Here is a 20,398-nt window from a genome sequence, read left to right as displayed (position 1 = left end):
CCTACACATTTACAACACCTAACAAGGTTACATAAAGAATACTAATACTACTATCAGATTATTGGATTTTACAGGCTTTTATTGAGCTTGATTTGGGGGTATTTTTGCACTTTCAAATTACGAACATAAAAACCTTAGAATAATGACACTAGTTGGAAAAAAATTCCCAAACCTTGCTGTAGATGCAATGGATGAAATGGGAGATACTTTTAAGATCAACATCTTAGAAAAAGCAAAAGAAGAAGGAAAGAAAATCATTCTTTTCTGGTACCCAAAAGATTTTACATTTGTTTGTCCTACAGAGCTTCACGCTTTTGAAGCAGCAAAGCAAGCATTTGCAGACCGTAATACAATCGTAATAGGTGCATCTTGTGATACTCCAGAAGTACACTTTGCGTGGTTAAACACTGCAAAAGATAACGGAGGTATAGAAGGTGTAACATACCCTATACTTGCAGACTCTAACCGTAACCTTGCAAACCAGTTAGGTATTCTTGACGTGACTAACGAGCGTTTTGATGAAGAGACTGGAACTGTACTTGTAGATGGTGACAATGTAACTTACAGAGCGACTTACCTTATTGATGAAGAGGGTACTGTTTTTCACGAAGGTGTAAACCATATGCCACTGGGTCGTAACGTATCTGAGTTTTTAAGACTTGTAGATGCATACACGCACGTACAAGAAAAAGGAGAAGTTTGTCCTGCAAACTGGGAAGATGGTAAAGAAGCGATGAACGCAAACCGTGATGGTGTAGCTAGCTACCTTGCTGCTCACGCAAACTAAAAAAACAGAAGCTATGATTCAAGAATTAGATCAAGATAATCTTAACCAGATTGTTGCCGAAAATGAGACCGTTGTCGTACAATACAGTGCTACCTGGTGTGGTAACTGTCGTATTATGAAGCCTAAGTTCAAGAAACTAGCTTCAGAAAACGAAAACGTAAAGTTTGTTATTGTAGATGCAGAGAAGAATCCTGAGTCACGTAAAATGGCTACAGTAGATAACCTTCCTACATTTGCAACGTTTACAAAGGGATCATTTACTAATCAAGTACAGACTAATAAATTTGATGTACTTAAAGACCTTGTAAATGAAGTTACCAGTAATTAAGCACCTCGTAGGTTTTATAGAAGAAAACGATCAAGATTTTCTTATTGAAACAGTAGAGACACTTGAGCACCTTACAGAGGTTCCTTCTCTTAAAGATGAAGAGCTAGACGTTATAGGTGAACTTATCTCAAATATGTATGGAGCGCTAGAAGTGCATAAAGATATGCGTAGCGGTACCGCAAAAAAAGAGGCTCTTAACGGCTTTATGAAACGTGTAATGGGCTCTATAGATAACTAAGATTTCCTACTCGCACAACCTAATTAAAAGTACAACCGCCACTGGCAGTTGTACTTTTTTTTATTCTCAATGTAAGTATACCAGAGCAACTTGATAAACAATTGTTAAGCGAGTGGTAAATGGTAGTTTTTGTTTTACTTTTACGAGACAACAAAAAAAAATAAAATGGCAACAATAACACTAGGCGGCAACGCAACACAAACCGTAGGCGAACTTCCAAAAGTAGGAACAGCAGCTCCAGATTTTACGTTATCAAAAAACGATCTTTCTCCAGCAAGCTTATCAGACTATAAAGGGAAGCGTGTGGTACTTAACATCTTTCCATCTGTAGACACAGGTGTATGTGCACAGTCTGTACGTACGTTTAATGAAAAAGTTTCTAGCGCAGAAAATACGGAGGTACTTTGTATCTCTCGTGACTTACCATTTGCTCAAGCACGTTTTTGTGCAGCAGAGGGTCTAGATAATGTACACACCTTATCTGATTTCAAGACAGGAAAATTTGGTGAAGACTATGGAGTTACTATCGCAGATGGTGGTTTTGACGGCTTACACTCAAGAGCCGTAGTAGTTCTTAATGAAGAAGGGCAAGTAGTTTACACAGAGCAAGTACCAGAAGTAGGTCAAGAGCCTAACTATGAAGGTGCAATGAACGCTCTGAAATAATATAAAATATACATGAACCTGCCTGAGCTTGTACAACTACGTATAATCTGGCAGGTTTATTTATGTACTATTGTAACCACTTCACACCATAAAAACCAAACACACGTGCCTATAAAATTTATAACAGGAAGACTCAAAGGGATGAAATACTCGCTACAAGGCGGTATACAACTCATACGCTCTGAGGCAAGCATACAGGTACAATTTGGTGTGGCTATACTTATTACCATTGCTGGTTTTTATTACAACATAAGCCGTACAGAGTGGATTGCTCAAACCCTATGCATAGGCTTGGTTATGACTGCAGAAGGACTTAATACCGCGATAGAAGGTATTGCAGATTTTATACATCCAGATTTTCACGAAAAAATAGGTCGCATTAAAGATATTGCTGCGGGTGCCGTGGGTATTGCAGCACTTATTTCCGTTATTATCGCAGGTATTATCTACATCCCTAGAATTTTTTAAAAAATCTACATACATTTTTTGTGACAAGCCGCTTTTAAATAGCAGCATCTCAAGAGGATATTACCCTAAAAATATACTTATACAGAAACGTTAAACAAGGGCGCATAAACCCATAAAAATTCCGTTTCAATATTGTATTTTTATATCCACTCAAAAAACAACCTCGAGCGCTTCTATGGCAAAAAAGAAAACCACGGCAAAAAAAACCAAACCTAAAACCCCTAGAAAACCTATTTCCTTTAAACTGTCGCGCCAGCAACAGATTATACTTGGGAGTTTTCTATTCTTTTTAGGCCTTGCCCTACTCTTTTCTTTTATCTCGTATCTCTTTACGTGGAAAGCAGACCAGAGCCTACTACAAACAGGTACTAGAGAAGATAATGCGTCTAACTGGCTCTCCCTAGTAGGAGCTCGCATAAGTCACTTCTTTGTTTACAAAGGTTTTGGGATCCCTGCACTCACCATCGCTATACTCACCGCCTTAACTGGTGTCTATTACTTTTTTGATTATGCAAAAGCTGCACTTAAGAAATTTTGGTTTTGGGGTCTCCTTTTAATGTTATGGCTTGCTGTTTTTCTAGGCTTCTTTAGTAACAGTAATGACATACTGGGTGGTACAGTAGGTTATGAAATAAACGATTTTTTACAAGACTACCTAGGGCTTACAGGTGCTATTATCGTGATGACTTTCCTCGCGATTATTTACTTCGTGCTACGTTTACGACTTACACCAGAGCGTGTGAGCACTTATTTTAAAGAAAAGAAAAATGCCCTTGCAGGCGAGTTTGCTTCAGATGCGACTCCAGAGCCTGTTATTGTAGATAACTCATCTACTTATGAGGCACAAGAAATACTTAAGGGAAGTAACACTGGTGGAGATGAGACCGCTTTCGCGAAAGCGGAAACAGAAACACCACCTACAACCACCTCTACATTTGAACAAAATGTACAAAATTTGCAACCTACACTTACTAAAAAGACAGCTGAGGTTGAAAGTAGCTTTGAAGTTACCCAAGCTCCAGAAGAGGAAGAAGTCATCCCTACCCCAGAAACTGTAGTAGAGGTAGAGGTCGAAAAACCAGTCGAAGAAGAAGAACTTACAGATAACCTGAGCTCAAAACTGGTAGAAGATTTTGGTGAGTTTGACCCTACGCTTGAGTTGGCAAAATTTAAATTCCCACCTATAGACTTATTAAAAGACTACACAAACGGGCAGGGAATTACCATTAATCAAGAAGAACTTGAAGAGAATAAAAACCGCATTGTAGAGACACTCAACAACTACAAAATAGGAATCTCAAACATAAAAGCAACCGTAGGTCCTACCGTAACCCTATACGAGATTGTACCAGAAGCGGGTGTACGTATTTCAAAAATTAAGAATCTAGAAGATGATATTGCACTATCATTAAGTGCGCTTGGTATACGTATCATTGCTCCTATCCCTGGTCGCGGTACGATAGGTATTGAGGTTCCTAATAAGAATCCTCGTATAGTAAGTATGCGCTCTGCGGTGGCTAGTAAGAAGTTTCAAGAAGCAGAGATGGAGTTACCACTTACACTAGGTAAAACCATCTCAAACGAGACTTTTGTGGTAGATCTTGCAAAGATGCCTCACCTACTTATGGCAGGTGCTACGGGACAAGGTAAGTCTGTAGGGCTTAATGCCATCCTTACCTCATTGCTATACAAAAAACACCCTGCCGAGGTAAAGTTTGTACTGGTAGATCCAAAAAAGGTGGAGCTTACTTTATTTAATAAAATAGAACGCCACTATCTCGCAAAACTTCCAGATACAGAAGAGGCCATTATCACAGATAACTCAAAAGTGATTAACACGCTCAACTCTATGTGTATAGAGATGGATGCTAGATATGACCTTCTTAAAAATGCAATGTGCCGTAATATTAAGGAGTACAACGCAAAGTTTAAAGCAAGAAAGCTCAATCCAGAAAACGGCCACAAGTTCTTACCATACATTGTACTGGTAGTAGACGAGTTTGCAGATTTAATTATGACTTCTGGTAAGGAAGTAGAGACTCCTATTGCCCGTCTTGCGCAGCTTGCTCGTGCCATTGGTATACACCTTATAATCGCAACACAACGTCCTTCTGTAAATGTTATTACAGGTATTATTAAGGCAAACTTCCCGGCGCGTATCGCCTTTAGAGTAACTTCAAAAATTGATAGTCGCACCATACTTGACACCTCTGGAGCAGACCAGCTTATAGGTCGTGGGGATATGTTATACACTCAGGGTAATGATGTTGTGCGTATACAATGTGCCTTTGTAGACACTCCAGAAGTAGAGCGCATTGTAGAGTATATAGGTAATCAAAAAGCATATCCAGATGCACATTTACTGCCAGAGTATGTAGGTGAAGAGAGTGGCACAAGTCTTGATATAGATGCATCAGATAGAGATGCACTTTTTCGTGATGCTGCCGAAGTTTTGGTAATAGCTCAACAAGGTAGTGCCTCACTATTGCAACGTAAACTTAAATTAGGATATAATCGAGCAGGTAGAATCATAGATCAACTAGAAGCTGCAGGTGTGGTAGGACCTTTTGAAGGTAGTAAAGCACGACAGGTTCTGGTTCCAGATATGATGGCTCTCGATCAACTCCTTAACAATGAATAAACCAAGATGAAGAAGAGATTAATTTTTTGGCTGGCACCTATACTTTTTAAGAAGGTCTTAGTTCCAGTCGCAGTAAAAGGGTACAGAAAATTTGCAAAGCGTGCAATGCCAGTGGTATTGTTGTTATTTATGACCGCTTTCGCGAAAGCGCAATCTGTACAAACACTCCTTAAAGAGGTAGACACTAAAGTTAAGAGCTACGATAATATAGCAATAGACTTTAAATATGCCCTTAGCAATGAAGCCGAAGGCGTAAATCAAGAGACTAAAGGTAACGTAGTAATGGCAGGTGATAATTATAAGTTATCACTTATGGGTACGAAGCAATTATTTGATGGGACAAATGTCTACACGATTGTACCAGAAGATGAAGAGGTAACCATAAGCGCGATGAGTGATCAAGATGAAAATGCGATCACACCGTCTAAAATGCTTTCTTTCTTTAATGAAGGATACACGCAAAAGATGGACATCAAGCAAAAAGTAAATGGTAGAGAGATACAATTTGTAAAACTCACACCTATGGATTCTAATAGTGATGTGAAGTATACTTTGCTAGGTGTAGATGCTCAGACTAAGCATATACACAAACTTATTATTACCCAAAACAATGGTACTAAAGTGACAATAACGGTAAACTCTTTTAAGACTAACCAGCCACTTGCAAAGAATACCTTTACTTTTGACAAGGGTAAATACACAGACTATTATATCAATAAATTATAACAGTAGATACTAGAGCTAAGGGCGCAGACTTCTTATTTTTGTCTGCGCCCTTATCATTTATAAATGAAAATACTTGACCGCTATATCTTCTTTACGTTTGTAAAAACGTTTCTGAGCATCTTTACTATATTGATGTTCATTTTTGTTTTACAGAGTGTATGGTTATATATACAAGAACTAGCAGGTAGAGATCTGGACTTTGATGTAATATTAAAGTTTTTACTCTTTGCAATGCCTAGCCTTGTAACGCTTGTACTACCACTATCTGTGCTACTTACGAGTATAATGACCTTTGGGAATTTTGCTGAGAACTATGAGTTTGCAGCAATGAAGTCTACTGGGATCTCACTACAGCGGGCTATGAAGAGTGTGATTTTCTTCATTATATTTTTAGGTATTGCATCCTTCTTATTTGCAAACTATGTGATTCCTGCATCTCAATATGAGTTTAGAAACCTACGTAATAATATAGGTAAGATGAAACCTGCTATGCTCATACGTAGTGGGCAGTTTAATGAAGTAGGTGACGACTTTAATATGCGTGTTGCAGAGAAGTATGGTGATAGAGATCAATATCTCAGAGATGTTGTTATACATCAAAAGGAAAAAGGACGCCTAGGTAATTATACGGTTATCGTTGCAAAAGAAGGAGAGCTTATAAGTTCTATAGACTCCCCTACCCTCTCATTACAACTCAAGGAAGGTAACTACTACACAGAAGTACAGAAGAAGAAGACTAAAGAAAAACTTAAAGAGCCTTTTGCAAAGAGTTATTTTGAGACCTACACGCTCAACATAGACCTAAGCGCGCTAGATAGTGAAGATCTAGATGCCAGAGATATAGACAACACTTACCAGATGATGGATATTGTACTATTAGATTCTAGTATTACAGCCTTATCTAAAAGATTTGTAGAAGACAGAGCAAAATTTACAGACAAGTATGTGAGTCGTGTAAAACCACCTACTGTAGACACCCTTTATCAAAGTAACGTCGAGCAACAAAGTGCTGAGATTAAAGAAGTCATATTAGACAACTACGAGATTAAAGACCGCGTGCGTATCTTAGAAATTGCAAAGTCTAATATAAGTAACACTATTGCAGATATAGAGAACAGAAAAAAGATTCTCAAAATAGATGTAAAGAGATTAAGCAAATTTGAAATCTCACTACACGAGAAATATGTACTAGGCTTTAGCTGTATTCTTCTCTTTTTTGTGGGAGCTCCACTAGGCGCTATTATACGTAAAGGTGGACTTGGCTTGCCTATTGTAATAGGTGTGGTACTCTTTCTTACCTTTCACTTCATAGGTATTTTTGCGAAAAATAGTGCAGAAGACAACTCAATTAGTCCGTTTATAGCAAGCTGGTTAAGTACATTTATTTTGTTCCCGCTTGGGGTGTACCTCACTTATCGTGCAACGACAGACCAAGGCATCTTTGATGTAGACATTATGCCTAAGTTTATTAAAAAACTATTTGCAAGACCTAAAAAGAAAGCTATCAATATTGACGCGCTAGACTTAAGTTACTCAATAAGCGATGAAGAAGAAAAAATGTTAGACAGCCTTTCTTCAAACCAGCTCAAGGACATTGTAAAAAACTATAAAGAATCTGGACACTCTACAGATGTACGTAAGGCTGCTATCTCAAGACTAGGCAAACTAGGTATTACCTTAGACAATTTAAAAACTCAAGGGTATTTTACAGATAATCTATAGGGCTATCTGAGCTAAATGAATATCCATTATATACACACGTTCTTGTATCTTTGTGCAAAACGTTACTCATACAAATGACAGCACCCAAAACGATACAACTACACACTATAGAAGAAGCCATAGAAGATATTAAAAATGGCAAAGTAATCATAGTAGTAGATGATGAAGACCGAGAAAATGAAGGAGACTTTGTAGCGGCAGCAGAGACAGTAACACCAGAGATGATTAACTTTATGGCTACGCACGGACGTGGTCTTATCTGTGCTCCTATTACTGAGGATCGTTGTGAAGAGTTGCAACTCAATATGATGGTAACGAGCAACACAGACCCTATGGAGACGGCCTTTACCATCTCTGTAGATTTAAAAGGTCAAGGGGTAACCACCGGTATATCTGCCTCAGATAGGGCAAAAACCGTACAAGCACTTATAGACCCGCAGACTAAACCTTATGATTTAAGTAGACCAGGACACATTTTTCCGCTTAAGGCAAAGGAAGGTGGTGTACTGCGTCGCACCGGGCACACAGAAGCCGCAATAGATTTTGCTAGACTTGCTGGTTTTAAACCTGCAGGAGCCATTGTAGAGATAATGAATGAAGATGGTACAATGGCACGACTCCCACAACTTATGGAGGTGGCAGAAAAGTTTGACCTCAAAATTGTTTCTATAGAAGATCTAGTAGCCTACCGTATGAACCACGATAGCCTTATAGACAAAAAAGAAGACTTTGAGATAAAAACTCGTTTTGGAGATTTTAGACTTCGCGCTTATGAGCAAACCACAAATGACACTGTGCACATTGCACTTACTAAAGGTGGATGGGAAGATGATGAGCCAGTACTAGTGCGTGTAAACTCTACTCAAATTAACAACGACCTACTAGGCACACTTACTAATAATCCAGATGCCAAACTAGACGATATGTTTAAAGCCGTAAATGAGGCTGGCAAAGGAGCTATAGTTTTTATAAATCAAGAAAATGCATCGGCAAATTTACTGGGAAGATTAAGTGAGCTCAAAAACATTCAAAAAGATGGAGTAATGAAAGCTCCTAATATTGTTATGGACTCAAAAGACTTTGGTATAGGTGCACAGATTTTACACGATCTACGCATTTCTAAAGTAAAACTTATGACTAACAGCGAGGGGCTTAAACGTATCGGTATCGTAGGCTACGGTCTTGAGATTGTAGAACGCGTAGGGTACTAAGACCTATTTATCATATACTTAAAAAGCCATCTCAATAAAGAGATGGCTTTTTTATGGGTTTTAATTACGCTTTCGCGAAAGCGTAAAAAAGAAAATCTCAAACATCATTACTGGTGTTTGAGATTGTTATATATCATTGTCAAATTACTTGACTTGTGCGCACAAAAAAAGGCAAGCTACCTACATCACACCGCTACGACCATCTACCCTTGCTGCGTTCCCACCCTGGGGGATTCGACAGGAGCTGGTTGTGTAGGACTTGCCGCTGCAAAGATATAGCTTCTTTGAGAAGTCACAAGGTTTTTTAGCCCGATTTTTTGTTTTAAATTGCTATAAAATTCAACAAAAAATGACAGCAAAAGCTAAGCACCTCATTCTATTCATATTACCGCTACTTTTAATCGCTTGTAGCGACACAGGTTCTCTAGATGGAAACTATACTATTACAACAGATGCACAAAAAAATGCTATCAAAAATGGTGGAGAAATAACCATCTCGCTTAAAGCGAAAAAAAATATCGCCTTTGACTCTGTTTCTTACGCCTTTGACGGGAAGCGCATAGGTTCAAGTAACAGTCTGGAAGGTGTCACTACTACCCTATCTTCTCAAAAACTGGGACAACGCGAGTTGAGTGCTACTATTTATGCCGGAGGAGAGAGCACGACCACCACACAAAAACTAAACATTTTACATACAAAAGCGCCAAAAGTATATGGCTATAAAATCATAAACAGATACCCACACCAGACAGATGCCTATACACAAGGACTAGAATTTGTAGGTGATACACTGTATGAGAGTAATGGTAGTTATGGCGAGTCTAACCTGAGAAAAGTAGATTACAAAACCGGAAAAGTACTTAAGGAAGAAAAACTAGACAAAGCATACTTTGCCGAAGGGATGACCATTATAGGAGATAATATATACCAGCTTACCTGGAAGGGTAATACTGGCTTTATTTACAACCGTAATACATTTGAGACTACCGGAACTTTTACCTACAATAAAAGTAGAGAAGGCTGGGGACTTGCAAATGACGGTAAAGTAATTTACAAGTCTGACGGAACTAGTAAAATCTGGACCTTAGACCCTTCTAATCTATCTGAACAATCGTATATAGAGCCTACTGACAACACAAAGGTTACTAGCAAACTCAACGAACTAGAATGGGTAAATGGTAAAATATATGCAAACAATTATCAAGTAGACCTTATCTCTATAATTGACCCTACAACAGGGGCGCTAGAAGGTCTTATTGATTTACGCACACTCAAAAACGAAGTGCAAAAACTTACAGATCCGGCAAATGAGGTTCTTAATGGTATTGCCTATAAAGCAAACGAGGGGCGCCTTTTTGTAACCGGTAAACACTGGAACACACTTTTTGAAATAGAGATTGTAGAAAAATAGGTCGTTCACTCACCACAACAGCCCGTTTACTCATTTATGATACTGGCAAGGTGCTTGATTAACTAGATTTACATCAGTTAATCAAGATATTATGAAAAAGCCTATCGCCATCACCATCCCAAAACCTTGTCACGAAGACTGGGCAAAAATGACACCTGTACAGCAAGGTAAACACTGCGCTGTATGCAGTAAAGAGGTTGTAGACTTTACAGCCTTTACTAAGGATGCCCTGTATAAACGCGTCACTAAAGGCGATCATCTTTGTGGTCGTTTTAGAAAAGACCAGCTCGATACGCCTATCTATGCAACGCGTGATAAAGGCAGGAGCTTTGCTCAAGCAGCAGCGGCACTACTTGTCCCTATGGCAATGCTTTCAGTTACAGAGGCATCTGGACAGACTACATCTGAGACTATAATTATGGGTGATATTGCACCGGTAGAACTTCCTATAAAAAAATATGATAGTTTGGGTATAGGTACGCTTTCGCGAAAGCAAAATACACCGCAGAAACTTATTACAATCACTGGTACTGTAACCGACTATAATGGTCCTCTTGCCGGTGTAACCATAAGAGTAGAAGGGACCTCTAGAAATTACAAAACAGACCTAAATGGCAACTATAGTTTAAATGTGTTTTCTGGGGAGATAATTACTTATAGCTATCTAGGTTTTCAAAATCGAGAAATAAAAGTAGGTTCACAACTGGAGATTAATGTAAACTTTCAAAAAGAAGAGCGTGGCCTTCCTCAAATTATTATGGGCAGAGTAAGTACAAAAAGCCACAAACAGCTAGAAAAAGAACTACGCCAAAAGAAAAAAAACAAGAAGCAATAACACCGCTCTTAAAAAGTTATATTTGTTACAAACTATAACTTAATGCGCAGTCTCTACTTTCTTATTGCGCTTGCCGGTATAATTACGGTAAGCTCTTGCCGTAATGATTTTGAAACCACTCCTAGTACAGGTAATCTAGAATTCTCAAGAGATACCATTTTTCTTGATACGGTATTTACAAACATAGGCTCTAGCACGTATAACCTTAAGGTGTATAATCGCAGTGATGAGGCAATCTCTATACCATCTGTACGACTAGGCCGTGGTCAAGACTCAGACTATAGACTTAATGTAGACGGTGTAGCTGGTAAAGAATTTGAAGAGGTAGAAATTCTCGCAAACGACAGTATTTTTGTTTTTGTAGAAACCACCCTAGATATCAATGAAGTAGGCAATGCCTCTGATGAGTTTTTATATACAGATGCTATAGAATTTAATAGCGTGGGTACATCACAAAATGTAGAACTCGTAACGCTTGTAAAAGATGCCATTTTTCTATTTCCGGAGCGTGACGGTGCTACAGGTATGGTAGAAACACTTACTGTAAATAATGTAGAGACTACACTAGAAGGACGTTACCTTATGGATGACGAACTTACTTTTACAAATGATAAACCTTACGTAATATACGGTTATATGGCTGTAGGTGATCCAGACGGAACAACAGCAAAAACCTTAACTATAGAAGCTGGAGCCAGAGTGCATTTTCACGCAGATAGTGGTTTACTCATAGCAGATAATGCAACACTAGCTATAAATGGTGCACTAAGCGCAGATCCCATAGCGCTAGAGAATGAAGTGATTTTTGAAAGTGATAGACTAGAGCCTGCATTTTCTAACGTGCCTGGCCAGTGGGGAACTATATTACTTACAGATGGTAGTGTAAATAACACAATTAACTATGCAACCATAAAAAATGCAACTGTAGGAATACTTAATGAGGCGAGCCCTAACGCCGCTTCAGCTAGCCTCACTCTTACTAACTCTCAGATTTATAACGCCTCTGCTGTAGGCTTACTTAATAGATTTACCTCTGTTGAGGCTTCAAATACGGTAATTAACAACTGCGGGCAGTTCTCTATGCTGGTACAACTAGGCGGTATTTATAATTTTACACACTGTACCTTTACAAACTACTGGACGCAAAGCTTTAGAGATACGCCTGCTGTATTTTTAGACAACACCTTACAAACGCAAGAAACCTTACTTGTAGGAGACCTTGCTCAAGCCGATTTTACTAATTGTATAGTGTACGGTAATCAAGGGGAAGAAATAGGCTTTAACCAAGATAACGACGCTACTTTTAATTTTAAATTTACAAACTCACAGATACGATTTGATGATGTTTTTGGTGACTTTACAGGAGAGCCACTTTATGATTTTACAAATGTAAATTTATATCAAGATATCATACGTGGTGAAGAACCAGACTTTCTACTCCCTACAGAAAATATGTTACAAGTAGGTGAAGATACTGCTGGTAACGGTTTTGGTTTACAGAGCGCTGCAAATGCAGTTCCTACAGATATTATTGGTACTAACAGAACGCTGGCTCCAGATATAGGTGCCTATGAGAGTATTATATTTCCAGAATAAATTATAGACTCAAGCCTATAAGAAAAGCACCCTTATTTCCTCCTAGTGCACCTTGACCATAAACGTAGTCTACACGCAGTAATCTAAACTTACCCCAGCCTACATTGCTTAAACCTACATTAAACTCACGATACAGTCTTTGGTCTTGAGTACTTAAAAGGTGTGCGCCGGCTACAAGATTAAAATTGAGTTTATTTATACCTGGTATTTTACCTAGAATCCAACCTTTAAAATTGTGCTCTGCGTGTGCCTCAAAGTAACCGGTATTTGTACTGCGCTCATAATAAGGCAAGACATTAAACCTATTTATAGCACCAGGCTCAAAGAGCACTGTCTCATTACCATTAAAATGCTGCCTATCTACAAAGCTTATCTCTTCTCCAGTGCCCAAAAATGTCCCTGCACGCAAATCATATGATAACCTACCTTTATTACCCACATTAAACTCTTGCTGAGCAACAATGCGCAATTGATCAAAATTATAGTCGGCTACCGAGGCTCCAAAGCCTTTCTCATATACTAGCGTTATAGCTGGATATCTTTCAGACTGTACATTAAACTTTCCGCTAGGGTAACTATAATATTTTTGCCCAAAGTTTATCGTTGCACTTGTAAAAAACTTCCCTATGCGATGTGTTGTGATTGCAGCACTCCCGTTACTTGATGGAGCTAAAGGATTATTGCTGGTAAACTCGCGATCATCACTAGGAAAAAATGTTTGGTCTGTCGTATTAAAAACGGGGTTTCGTTTCTCATAAGCTAGAATTGCATTTACTCGTAAACCATTAACAAGCTCTTGCCCGTAGCCTATTTGTGCAAATTCTTTTTCGTAATACTTAGCAAAATTTTTCTCTCTAAGGAGTGAGTATGCAGTATTAAATATAGGGCGTATAGGTTCGGCATTATTGAACTGTTGTAGATCTACACCTCCTGTAAGGCTCACCACTGCCCTATTTGTTCTATTAAAACGCCTTGTGACTCCTAAGGTATAACGCAGTTGGTCTTCAGAAAAGCCGTAGTTCGCTTTCGCGAAAGCGTAAAAAGTCTTTGTATAATCATCATCACTCCAGTTTGAATAACTGGCTTGCAGGCTACCATTCCAGCCCTGTACGGTATTGTACTGAATGGCCTGTAAAGGTGAAGAAACTCCCACTCTCCATCTATTATATGTGTCTGTATAATCATACCCGAAAATAGGTGAGGTTATCTTAAAACGGTTACCACGTGCATCTATACTATCTAGGTACTTCTTTGATTTTCTAATGACCTGTATGCTATCCTTTTTTACATAATCTTCTTGCTCTAACAGTGTGAGTGGTACTGGGCGTCTTTGATCCCAGAAGGTACTGTCTTTTTTGTTTGCATTTTGAGAAAAAGACAAGATCTCTGCCGAAAAAGAGCCTTTGCCAAATGCGGGATTGAAATTATAATCTGAGTAACCAGCTGTAAATCTCCCGTCACCTTTAAGCCCTAAAAATCCAAAGCTAAAATCTATGACCTGAGATATTTTTACCCACTGCTTAAGCTCGTCCTCATATTTAAAATTCTGTTTAAAATTAAGAGATTCTATAAAAGGCACTTGTATAGAGGCACCATCTGTATGTAAATCTACACCGTACAATTGCCAGCTATCTTCTACTATATAAATTGTGCCTGTAAACACACGGTCATTAACACGTCTAGGTGTTACAGTTACCTTATTTATGAGCTGGTTGTTTTCATAAAAGGTACCTTCTAGGGTGTATTTGTAATAAGCAAACGCATTTGAAGCGATGGGTGATACGATTTGAGCATTGAGATTTAATGTATTTTCATAAAAAGAAAAATTTGCATCACTAGCGGTATTAAAGCTAAAACCGTTATCATCACCACTTACCTTACTTGCCACAATAACCTCACTAAAGTTGTCTGGACGCTGGTATTTTATATCTGATATAGTCTCACTAAGATAGATAATACCGGTACGTGTGGAGTCTAGACCACCACCCAGGTCGCCTACTTCTTGCCCTAGTATTTTATCTGGAGCATCTTGTACTTGCCATAGCCCACGAGAGTAAAACTTTGCAGTATACTCTCCTATGACATCAAGATTCTTCTTTCGGTTTGCTATGGTTGCACGTATTATTCTATCGGCAGGGTTGACACCTGCTTCAACTATAACTTCATCTAGAGAGGTTGTTGCCTCTGTCATTACAATGTCTAAGACTACTTGTGGCGACCCTATCTCTACCGTACGTGTGATGGTCTCAAAACCTAAAAATTGAAAAACCACGATCATCTCCTTACCTTGATCTTCTCTTTCTAGAAGGAGCTCGTAAGCCCCATCACCATTTGTAGTAGTTCCTCTATTTGAGTTTTCTATGTATACGTTTACAAATGGGAGTTGCTCTCCATTTTGACTTGTCACAACACCTGTAATTTGTGCTGTGAGGGTTAATGAAAACAGTGTCAGGAAAATGATAAAGTAATGTGTACGCATATGTTGATTTTTGATTTGATGAAATGTTTACTCTTTTACAAGCCTAAGATACTGCTCACAGAGCCAAAGCTGTACCTGCAGCTCATTTTCTTGATGAGCTTTACTTTGAAACTCTGGTAGATCTACCAGGTAATTTATAAACTGTTTAAGCTCATCTTCTGTAAGCTCAAAACGTTCTCTCAAAAACCGTGCATATTTTTCCATCATAAGGTCATATGCTGCTATTTCTTTATCTATAGCCACATATTTTTTGAGTCGTTTGGTACGACCGCTTATGGCATTTATAATAGGATCTAGCTGGAGACTACCCCCTAGAAGACCTAGTAGATGAACTGGTTTAAAATCACCAGCAGTTTGTAGCCTGCGCTCATTTGTTGTGGGGATGGGGCGCTCTCCTTGTATAATTCCCACGCTTTGAACGGTGATTTTATCACTACTCGTTAAAACGACTTCATCAAGGGTGTTCTCTTTTTCTTTGAGTATTATACTTAAAAATGGATGTGATGCCAGCTCTTCAAAGATTACAACATATTGATCTCTGGCACTTAAGTGAGTAACAAGTAAAACGTCACCTTTATTTACAGCCATCACAAAACGACCATCACTATCTGTAGTAATACTTTGTTGCGAGTTAAGATTATTTACGTGTGCGCCTTCTAGTTTAAAGTCGCCTATTTTAACCTCTCCTTGGGTAGATAGTGGGAACTGGGCAAGGCATACCTGAGCACAGCATAAAAAGAGAACAAAAAGCCTAATGACCATAAGAATATTTCTAACTCAAAAAAAGCTAGAAATTTATAAAGAGCTGCCCAACAAATTGTTAAACTCTTAACCGCGGTCGTTAATTATTAAAAGCCTTCTTAATTCTATCAAGATTTTTCTTGTTGTCACGATCTTTAATGGTCTCGCGCTTGTCGTACGTTTTCTTACCCTTAGCTAATGCAATCTCGAGTTTTGCAAAACCCTTCTCATTTGTAAAAAGTCTTAAGGGTACAATAGTAAGACCAGATTTATTAACCTCACGCTCCCATTTTTTAAGTTCGCGCTTGTTAAGAAGTAACTTGCGCTCACTCTTAGGGTTATGATTAAAGTAAGTAGCGTGTGAGTACTCTTGTACGGTCATATTAATTACAAACATCTCCCCTTGATCATTAAACTCACAAAAACTCTCGGCTATGGAGGCTTTACCCTCTCTTATAGCCTTAATCTCTGTACCAGCAAGTACAATACCTGCAACGAGCCTATCAAGTATCTCGTATTCAAAACGAGCTTTTCTGTTCTTTATGTTTACCGTATTTGACATTCTTACAAAGATACAATGTTACACTATTAATACTCATTTACGCTCTTAAAAAATACTAATGCGCAGCCCGTGTTAAGCACTTTTAAAATTATGGATTGTATTTTTGCATCCCTGTCATATAAATGTAAGCACATCTATTATTCCTCGACTATATCCTCCATATAACTAGCACTATGCACAGATTATTTTATATCGCTTTTTTATTACTACTTGCTATAAGTTGTACAACGCCAGCGCCTACTGCACAAGAGATTGTAGATAAAGCCATCGCCGCGTCTGGTGGCGAGGTAATTGCAAACTCTAGCATACATTTTAAATTTAGAAAGTATTACTATAGAGCTACTAGAAAAGACGGATTGAGAACATTAGAACGCTGTACAGACGCTGCTTGTCAAGTACAACAGGATATTATAAAAGATAATGGAGAGTTTGTACGCTTTCGCGAAAGCGCTCCTACAACCCTTCCAGATAGTATGAAAAATCGCTATGCAAATAGTGTAAATTCTGTACACTACTTTTCTGTATTACCTTATGGCCTTAATGACCCAGCGGTGCGTAAATCACTTGTAGATGAAAGCGTTGTAAAAGGAGAGCCTTACTACCGTCTTAGAGTTACCTTTGCCCAAGAAGGTGGTGGTGAAGATTTTCAAGATGAGTATATGTACTGGATACACAAAAACCGCTACACGGTAGACTATCTTGCATATAATTACCAAACATCAGAAGGTGGGACACGTTTTAGAGAGGCTTACAATGAGCGCATTATAAACGGCATACGCTTTGTAGATTATCGCAATTACAAGCCAGAAGAGCAGTATCCACCATTGCAAACACTAGATGCACTTTATGAAAACAATAATCTTGATTTACTTAGCATTATTGAACTAGAGGATGTGGAGGTATCTAGTTGTCCCGCTTGCTAGTCTATAACTAGCGCTTCTTTTTTCTTAACCAGGTCTTTACCTTCTCCCGCGAGCTGCACGTGGTAGAGATGAAAATACTCAGACTCGTCTATTTCTTTAAACGCGTCTGGCTCACCGTATACAGCATTTGCAAAGTTTGGTGTTGTATTACTGTGGCCTACTACCACAACATTAAGTCCCGTCGTTGCAAGTTTAAAAGCTTCGTCGTTTAAAGCTCTGGGATCATATTTTTTTATAGCTAGGCTATTTGCCTTTGCCGTAGGCTCTGCCGTGCGCATAGTGCGTAAATAGTCTGTAGAGTAAACAGCGTCTATATCCTTATCTGTAAAAAAATCTTTCCAACGCTCTGCTCGCGCCTCTCCTTCTGGAGTGAGATCTGGATTACTATTAGACGGATCACTTAGCACTTTTTCGGCGTGACGAATGAAGTAATAATTAGTCACCTGCTCGGTAGTAGCTTTGTTTTTCTTCTGTCCATCACAGCTTACAGAGACGGTAATTAATACGAGTAATACTAAGAGTTTGCGCATCTTGAAAATTATTTTATACTCAAATATACATTTTTGTAAGGTCTTCTCTTTCTTAGCGACTAATATTATGTCTTTCGCCCTTATATGCGTGACAGATAAAAAAATCTGCTATGAAAGAGCAAAATCCGTTTCTTATTAAGAAACGGATTTTGTGTTTTATTATACTAAGGAGTATTACGCTTTCGCGAAAGCGTAAAAAAAAAAACACAGCTTGATGAAGGCTGTGTTTTTTAGTTTGTCTGATTTGCTCTACATTGAGAAGTACTGTACCAGTGTGTAGGCAGAGATGAAAAATGTTGAGAGGATTACATATACCCCCAAAATGGTGTTTCTTCCCTGTCTAGGATCTCGTGCTGTTGTTGTTTTTGCTTGCGTTCTCATAATATCTGTTTTTATTGATTGATACTATAAAGACGAGGCACGAGAGTAATTGTTACAATTATGCTTCAGAATTTTCTTCAGAAGTCTCATTTTGAGCATTTTCTGCGGCTTCTCGAGCAGCAGCAGCCTCCTCTTCGGCTTTTTGGTTTTGAGCTACTAAGGTTTTTATCTTACGCAGTTTTGAAGTCCATACATTAAGATCTTCTTTATGACGTGCAATGTTTTTATGCACCTCTACCACCATAGGGTTATCATCTGCCACGTGCTGGAAGAAACCTAGATTGTTCTCTAGCTGGTTAATCTCTGCTTTAGTCTCATCTATTTTCTTTCTAATAAAGAAACGTTCCTTTTCTATAGCGCGGTCATCTGCTCCGCCTGCCATAATTTGCACACGGTTTTCATACTTGATGAGCTCTGCTTCTTTCTTATCTATATCAAGTTGTTTAAAGAGGCCGTCTAGTACTTTATTAAAGTCTTGATCTATATTCTTTTTTGAGTAAGGAACACGACCTATACCCTTCCACTGGTCTATAAATTCTTTAATAATCGCAAGATCTGCGGTGCGCTCGCCTGTCATCTTTGTTTCCTTAACGGTATTCATTAAGGCTTGTTTTTTATCAAGATTTTCTTGCTCGCCAGCGCTTGCTTGCTTTTTAGAATCTTTAAGGCGGTCAAAAAAGTGATTACAAGCGTCTTTAAATTGCTTCCATACCTTGTCACTATCTTTACGTGGTACGTGACCTATTTTCTTCCAGTCTGCCTGTATGCGCTTCATCACATCTAGCGTTCCTTTTATGTCATCGCTATCTTTGTGGTCTTCGGCTATTTGTACAAGCTCTTGCTTCTTTGTAAGGTTATCGTACTGTTCTTTCTTTTGAGATTTATAGAAGCCATTCTTTTTTTGATTAAATAGCTTTGTTGCTTCTTTAAAAGCTGCCCACGTGTCTTCATTATTTTCTTTTGGGACTTTACCAGCCTTAAAGAATTCCTCACGCAGTGCTTCTACTTTTTTAATCTTTTCTTGTACGCTCTTATGAGACTTTATATCATCTTGTGCTACTTCTTTTATTTGAGCAATGATGTTATTTTTAATCTCAAGATTTTTAACCCATACAAGCTCTATCTCTTTTTGCTTCTCATCACGAGCATCGTGTATCTTCTTTGTAGCAGCACTAAATTTATCCCAGATTGCGTCACTATGTTCACGCGCTACAGGACCTATTTCCTCTTTCCACATACGGTGTAAGAGTTGTAGTTCTTTAAAAGCCTTATTGATATTAGGCTCTGCACCTAGCTCTTCTGCTCTCTCTATGAGCAGTAGCTTTTTGTCCAGATTTTCTTTAAAGTGTCTATCTCTAAAGTCACGGTTAAGGTGCAAGAGTTCATAAAACGCATCTACGTTAAAGTAGTAATCGTTCCAAACAAGGTTGTAGCGGTCACGAGGTATATTACCTGCATTATTCCAACGTTCTTGAATGTCTTTAAATTTATTGAAAGTAGTATTTACACTCTCAGCACCACCTAGCTCTTTACTTAAAGCCTTCACCTCATCTATAAGCGATTGACGCTCTGCAAGGTTTGCATTTTGATCCTTACGCTTGCGTTCATAAAACTCCTGGCGCTTGTTTCTATACTCATAATACACCTCGTTATATGCCTTTTTAAGTGGCGAGAAGTATCTAAAATCTATAATGTTACCACCTTCTTCTAGAAAAGCAGCCTTAGCCTCTTCTTGCTCCTTATCAAACTGAGCATTTATAACCGTACTTATCTCCTCTACGTGCTCCTTTATAGCGGTTACTTTCTCATTTTTAATAAGTGATTGTAACTCCTCTATAAGCTCTTCTTTTGTAAGAGTAGTATAGTCTTTTTTAGGTATTTCTTTTACCACTGGTGCAGCCGGTACTACTTCTGTAGTTTCTGGTGTTGCAGCAGCTTGATCTGGAGAAGCAACTTCTTCTGCATCAATCTCAGATGCTACCTCAGCGTCATCTGGAAGTTGTGTTGCATTTGCCTCTGCAGCCAGTGCTTCTATTTCTTCATTCATAGTGCGATCTGTTGCTGGCGCCGTTTCTTCTAGATGTTCTTCTACTTTTGGGTCTTGAGGTTTCTTCTCTTCAGACATATCTTTCAATGTTAGGGTTCTATTTTAT

The 20,398-nt window shown here is 38.5% G+C and carries 19 protein-coding genes and 1 other RNA gene; 13 read left to right on the top strand and 7 right to left on the bottom strand.

Features of this window, described 5'->3' with window-relative positions:
- The first annotated feature begins 142 nt into the window (after positions 1-142).
- From ACJJVM_RS12960 to ribB, 9 genes are all read left to right on the top strand, one after another.
- Positions 143-787: a peroxiredoxin gene (locus tag ACJJVM_RS12960; protein WP_021778618.1), complete on the top strand. Its 645-nt coding sequence runs from the start codon at positions 143-145 to the stop codon at positions 785-787.
- A gap of 13 nt (positions 788-800) precedes the next feature.
- Complete coding sequence (locus tag ACJJVM_RS12955; RefSeq protein WP_035325090.1) at positions 801-1,115, top strand: co-chaperone YbbN; 315 nt, start codon at positions 801-803, stop codon at positions 1,113-1,115.
- The gene (locus ACJJVM_RS12950) at positions 1,096-1,353 is read left to right on the top strand and encodes a DUF6952 family protein (protein ID WP_021778616.1); all 258 of its coding nucleotides are present in this window, start codon (positions 1,096-1,098) and stop codon (positions 1,351-1,353) included. The genes ACJJVM_RS12955 and ACJJVM_RS12950 overlap by 20 nt, the downstream gene beginning before the upstream one ends.
- A gap of 165 nt (positions 1,354-1,518) precedes the next feature.
- Complete coding sequence (tpx, locus tag ACJJVM_RS12945) at positions 1,519-2,019, top strand: thiol peroxidase (protein WP_035328708.1); 501 nt, start codon at positions 1,519-1,521, stop codon at positions 2,017-2,019.
- Positions 2,020-2,160: 141 nt separating this feature from the next.
- A complete protein-coding gene (locus ACJJVM_RS12940) occupies positions 2,161-2,487 on the top strand; it encodes a diacylglycerol kinase (RefSeq protein ID WP_405212215.1) in 327 nt (108 codons plus the stop codon).
- Positions 2,488-2,662: 175 nt separating this feature from the next.
- A complete protein-coding gene (locus tag ACJJVM_RS12935; RefSeq protein ID WP_405211909.1) occupies positions 2,663-5,128 on the top strand; it encodes a DNA translocase FtsK 4TM domain-containing protein in 2,466 nt (821 codons plus the stop codon).
- Positions 5,129-5,134: 6 nt separating this feature from the next.
- Positions 5,135-5,854 (top strand): LolA family protein, encoded by a 720-nt coding sequence (locus ACJJVM_RS12930; RefSeq protein ID WP_405211908.1) that lies wholly within the window; start codon positions 5,135-5,137, stop codon positions 5,852-5,854.
- A gap of 63 nt (positions 5,855-5,917) precedes the next feature.
- Positions 5,918-7,576, top strand: a complete 1,659-nt coding sequence (locus ACJJVM_RS12925; RefSeq protein ID WP_405211907.1) for an LptF/LptG family permease — start codon at positions 5,918-5,920, stop codon at positions 7,574-7,576.
- Positions 7,577-7,650: 74 nt separating this feature from the next.
- Positions 7,651-8,787 (top strand): 3,4-dihydroxy-2-butanone-4-phosphate synthase, encoded by a 1,137-nt coding sequence (gene ribB, locus ACJJVM_RS12920; protein WP_021778611.1) that lies wholly within the window; start codon positions 7,651-7,653, stop codon positions 8,785-8,787.
- Between the two features lie 166 nt (positions 8,788-8,953).
- Here the strand turns inward: ribB and ffs are convergent.
- An RNA gene (gene ffs / locus ACJJVM_RS12915) (signal recognition particle sRNA small type) lies at positions 8,954-9,052 on the bottom strand.
- An 84-nt stretch (positions 9,053-9,136) separates the two neighbouring features.
- On the opposite strand from ffs, the gene ACJJVM_RS12910 reads away from it, so the two are divergent.
- From ACJJVM_RS12910 to ACJJVM_RS12900, 3 genes are all read left to right on the top strand, one after another.
- Positions 9,137-10,198, top strand: coding sequence for a glutaminyl-peptide cyclotransferase (locus ACJJVM_RS12910; RefSeq protein WP_405211906.1), 1,062 nt, complete (start codon positions 9,137-9,139; stop codon positions 10,196-10,198).
- A 91-nt stretch (positions 10,199-10,289) separates the two neighbouring features.
- Entirely contained in the window at positions 10,290-11,033 is a 744-nt protein-coding gene (locus ACJJVM_RS12905; RefSeq protein ID WP_405211905.1) for a carboxypeptidase-like regulatory domain-containing protein, read from the top strand.
- Between the two features lie 42 nt (positions 11,034-11,075).
- Positions 11,076-12,629, top strand: a complete 1,554-nt coding sequence (locus ACJJVM_RS12900) for a hypothetical protein (RefSeq protein WP_405211904.1) — start codon at positions 11,076-11,078, stop codon at positions 12,627-12,629.
- Position 12,630: 1 nt separating this feature from the next.
- Here the strand turns inward: ACJJVM_RS12900 and ACJJVM_RS12895 are convergent, their stop codons facing one another.
- The 3 genes from ACJJVM_RS12895 to smpB all read right to left on the bottom strand — a co-directional run bounded on the left by ACJJVM_RS12895 (position 12,631) and on the right by smpB (position 16,411).
- Positions 12,631-15,108 (bottom strand): DUF5686 and carboxypeptidase regulatory-like domain-containing protein, encoded by a 2,478-nt coding sequence (locus ACJJVM_RS12895; protein ID WP_405211903.1) that lies wholly within the window; start codon positions 15,106-15,108, stop codon positions 12,631-12,633.
- Positions 15,109-15,135: 27 nt separating this feature from the next.
- Positions 15,136-15,870 carry a hypothetical protein gene (locus tag ACJJVM_RS12890; RefSeq protein ID WP_298348146.1) on the bottom strand — a complete coding sequence of 245 codons (735 nt, stop codon included), beginning with the start codon at positions 15,868-15,870 and terminating at the stop codon, positions 15,136-15,138.
- Positions 15,871-15,949: 79 nt separating this feature from the next.
- Positions 15,950-16,411 (bottom strand): SsrA-binding protein SmpB, encoded by a 462-nt coding sequence (smpB, locus tag ACJJVM_RS12885; RefSeq protein WP_021778605.1) that lies wholly within the window; start codon positions 16,409-16,411, stop codon positions 15,950-15,952.
- Positions 16,412-16,584: 173 nt separating this feature from the next.
- Between smpB and ACJJVM_RS12880 the strand changes: the two genes are divergently transcribed.
- A complete protein-coding gene (locus ACJJVM_RS12880) occupies positions 16,585-17,334 on the top strand; it encodes a DUF6503 family protein (RefSeq protein ID WP_405211902.1) in 750 nt (249 codons plus the stop codon).
- Here ACJJVM_RS12880 and ACJJVM_RS12875 read toward each other — a convergent pair.
- From ACJJVM_RS12875 to ACJJVM_RS12865, 3 genes are all read right to left on the bottom strand, one after another.
- Positions 17,331-17,864, bottom strand: coding sequence for a SixA phosphatase family protein (locus ACJJVM_RS12875; RefSeq protein WP_405211901.1), 534 nt, complete (start codon positions 17,862-17,864; stop codon positions 17,331-17,333). The two genes, ACJJVM_RS12880 and ACJJVM_RS12875, sit on opposite strands and share 4 nt — an antisense overlap.
- Before the next feature lie 249 nt (positions 17,865-18,113).
- Positions 18,114-18,245 (bottom strand): hypothetical protein, encoded by a 132-nt coding sequence (locus ACJJVM_RS12870; RefSeq protein ID WP_257724723.1) that lies wholly within the window; start codon positions 18,243-18,245, stop codon positions 18,114-18,116.
- 58 nt (positions 18,246-18,303) lie between these two features.
- Positions 18,304-20,370, bottom strand: a complete 2,067-nt coding sequence (locus ACJJVM_RS12865) for a DUF349 domain-containing protein (RefSeq protein ID WP_405211900.1) — start codon at positions 20,368-20,370, stop codon at positions 18,304-18,306.
- Positions 20,371-20,398 lie beyond the last annotated feature (28 nt).

This window comes from Dokdonia sp. Asnod2-E02, assembly GCF_045063915.1.
In the GTDB taxonomy this organism is placed as follows: Bacteria; Bacteroidota; Bacteroidia; order Flavobacteriales; family Flavobacteriaceae; genus Dokdonia.
The sequence above is the reverse complement of the archived record's forward strand: the minus strand, read 5'-3'. Positions and strand labels throughout refer to the sequence as shown.

Coding starts and splice junctions, on each gene's coding strand:
- ACJJVM_RS12935 (WP_405211909.1), top strand. CDS start 2,663: ATGGCAAAAAAGAAAACCACGGCAAAAAAAACCAAACCTAAAACCCCT.
- ACJJVM_RS12875 (WP_405211901.1), bottom strand. CDS start 17,864: ATGCGCAAACTCTTAGTATTACTCGTATTAATTACCGTCTCTGTAAGC.
- ACJJVM_RS12880 (WP_405211902.1), top strand. CDS start 16,585: ATGCACAGATTATTTTATATCGCTTTTTTATTACTACTTGCTATAAGT.
- ACJJVM_RS12955 (WP_035325090.1), top strand. CDS start 801: ATGATTCAAGAATTAGATCAAGATAATCTTAACCAGATTGTTGCCGAA.
- ribB (WP_021778611.1), top strand. CDS start 7,651: ATGACAGCACCCAAAACGATACAACTACACACTATAGAAGAAGCCATA.
- ACJJVM_RS12940 (WP_405212215.1), top strand. CDS start 2,161: ATGAAATACTCGCTACAAGGCGGTATACAACTCATACGCTCTGAGGCA.
- ACJJVM_RS12960 (WP_021778618.1), top strand. CDS start 143: ATGACACTAGTTGGAAAAAAATTCCCAAACCTTGCTGTAGATGCAATG.
- ACJJVM_RS12950 (WP_021778616.1), top strand. CDS start 1,096: ATGAAGTTACCAGTAATTAAGCACCTCGTAGGTTTTATAGAAGAAAAC.
- ACJJVM_RS12905 (WP_405211905.1), top strand. CDS start 10,290: ATGAAAAAGCCTATCGCCATCACCATCCCAAAACCTTGTCACGAAGAC.
- ACJJVM_RS12910 (WP_405211906.1), top strand. CDS start 9,137: ATGACAGCAAAAGCTAAGCACCTCATTCTATTCATATTACCGCTACTT.
- smpB (WP_021778605.1), bottom strand. CDS start 16,411: ATGTCAAATACGGTAAACATAAAGAACAGAAAAGCTCGTTTTGAATAC.
- ACJJVM_RS12865 (WP_405211900.1), bottom strand. CDS start 20,370: ATGTCTGAAGAGAAGAAACCTCAAGACCCAAAAGTAGAAGAACATCTA.
- ACJJVM_RS12925 (WP_405211907.1), top strand. CDS start 5,918: ATGAAAATACTTGACCGCTATATCTTCTTTACGTTTGTAAAAACGTTT.
- ACJJVM_RS12900 (WP_405211904.1), top strand. CDS start 11,076: ATGCGCAGTCTCTACTTTCTTATTGCGCTTGCCGGTATAATTACGGTA.
- ACJJVM_RS12930 (WP_405211908.1), top strand. CDS start 5,135: ATGAAGAAGAGATTAATTTTTTGGCTGGCACCTATACTTTTTAAGAAG.
- ACJJVM_RS12895 (WP_405211903.1), bottom strand. CDS start 15,108: ATGCGTACACATTACTTTATCATTTTCCTGACACTGTTTTCATTAACC.
- ACJJVM_RS12870 (WP_257724723.1), bottom strand. CDS start 18,245: ATGAGAACGCAAGCAAAAACAACAACAGCACGAGATCCTAGACAGGGA.
- tpx (WP_035328708.1), top strand. CDS start 1,519: ATGGCAACAATAACACTAGGCGGCAACGCAACACAAACCGTAGGCGAA.
- ACJJVM_RS12890 (WP_298348146.1), bottom strand. CDS start 15,870: ATGGTCATTAGGCTTTTTGTTCTCTTTTTATGCTGTGCTCAGGTATGC.